General features: G+C 41.5%; 1 protein-coding gene. It reads left to right on the plus strand.

Annotated features, from left to right (window positions below):
• Positions 1-602: helix-turn-helix domain-containing protein (locus ACF1AK_RS36315; RefSeq protein WP_391503080.1), on the plus strand; the 602-nt coding region annotated here is incomplete at its 5' end.
• Positions 603-1,459: the final 857 nt, after the last annotated feature.

A 1,459-nucleotide genomic window follows, 5' to 3' on the forward strand; every position in this document is an offset into this window, starting at 1 on the left:
GCACAACGGAACGAACAGTGCTCGATATACTATCGCAATACTCATGCAAGACTATCGGCAAGTCTTTCCTTGCGAAGTCCACTATCGCTGAATTGATCGGCAAGTCACGTCGCACTATTATTCGTATATGTAATCGCCTGGAATCGCTTGGAATCATCCGCCAGGTTAAGCGCATGCGACAAACAGGTGACCGCAGGCAGACCTCTAATTTGATTTATATTCTACCGGTTGAAGTAACAAGTGACACACCCGATGTCACCCCAAAAGAAACTGATTCTATAAGCTCTAAATCTATTAATAATATAAATAACCGTACAGTCAAGCCGGCGTGGATTCCGCAATCATTTTACGATTTAGTTTCTGCACATCATAGTGACTTAAAGACTATCGAGGAATACTGGCGAGCTGCTTACGCTACTACATACGCGTATAGCTTTACGGAAGCAACTAAGACAGAGTTAGCAATCGACGCATTCTACGCATTGAAGAGAAAACGCAAAACACTACGGAAACCTATTGCGTTCTTTGTTGGCGTAATGAAGCGCCAGGCTAAAAAGCGTCATGTGACCGAAATGTTTAACGATTACTTTTCGTTTGAGTAAAACCTTGCAGTCGTCCTAACGTCCGCCTGCTGCCCTATTATTGCATATTATTTATTGCATAAGATTTAAACGAAGTGAAAAGTAGTGGCGCCGTATGAGTGATAGCGAATAAAGGCGCAATGTTGTAGTACTGACTAAGATATACCAGACTTTACGAAAACAGGAGAAAAACGGAGTAAAACGTTGATGTACAAGGGTTTTTTGCCTAAAATGGCGTTTTTAAAATGCACCCGAAAAGGAACCATAAACGGCGGTTTTGCACCCGAAAAGGAACCTTAGAATTCCGATATCTTCCGAAACATAGCGATTATAAGGGGTTAATATACGAGCCGTGAGCTGCCGACGTGTGCCTGCCTCTGAAACATCAGGGTTGGATATATCGATTATGCAGGATCTTATGCAGAATAAACGGATCACTTACGATAAGTAACAGTTGATATACCACCTCTAAACGACTGCATAAACTTATCGTGAATCATTAACGCAATGAACATTGAGCGAAGACCGTTATATCAACGTTTGAACGACCGACATTATGTAACAATACATGCAATTGATACATAGTTTATGCGAAATTGTGAATTCGTTATGCAAAATTGGCAAGCGAAAAATAATGGCGGGGGGTAGTCAGCGGAAAAGCAACGTGTCCAGGCAGGAAAACAATGCGAGTAACAAAATTTAATCCCGAGGGTAAAAATAGCGCTACTAAAATTTTAAATTCCTGGGTTGCATTCCGTAATTCCTACGTATACAATGAATGTAACAAAATCGGAATTATCGGAGGTAACGTTACATGAGTGCTGTCGAACCTATTCGCAAAAAGGCGGACATCGAACGGATGAAGAAGTCGCTACATG

Source organism: Kitasatospora sp. NPDC015120, assembly GCF_043080305.1.
In the GTDB taxonomy this organism is placed as follows: Bacteria; Actinomycetota; Actinomycetes; order Streptomycetales; family Streptomycetaceae; genus Kitasatospora.